The sequence below is a fragment of the Halalkalibacter oceani genome, from assembly GCF_023715605.1.
GTDB lineage: Bacteria > Bacillota > Bacilli > Bacillales > Bacillaceae_D > Halalkalibacter > Halalkalibacter oceani.
This window is the reverse complement of sequence record NZ_JAMBOL010000100.1, coordinates 1-276: the sequence shown is the minus strand read 5'-3', so window position 1 is coordinate 276 and position 276 is coordinate 1. Positions and strand designations below refer to the sequence as shown.

Here is a 276-nt window from a genome sequence, read left to right as displayed (position 1 = left end):
ATCCTTATGAGCTTTCTGAACAATTCTGTGGGGATGAAACCTACATTCGAGTGAATGGACGCTGGCATTATCTATTTTTCTTTTTTGACGCCGTGAAAAAGATTATCCTTTCTTACCCGGTATCACCCAATCGAGATACAATGACTGCCATTCGTGCGATCGATGAAGTCTTACTGAAGATGAATGAGATTCCAGAGGACTTAACATTCGTAGTAGATGGGAATCCAATCTATCTTCTGGCACAACACTTTTTTGCTCAACACGATATTAATTTTG

At 39.5% G+C, this 276-nt stretch carries 1 protein-coding gene; it reads left to right on the top strand.

The features are described from left to right. Positions 1 to 276 (top strand): transposase (locus M3202_RS22795; protein WP_251225358.1); only part of this gene is annotated, 276 nt, incomplete at both ends.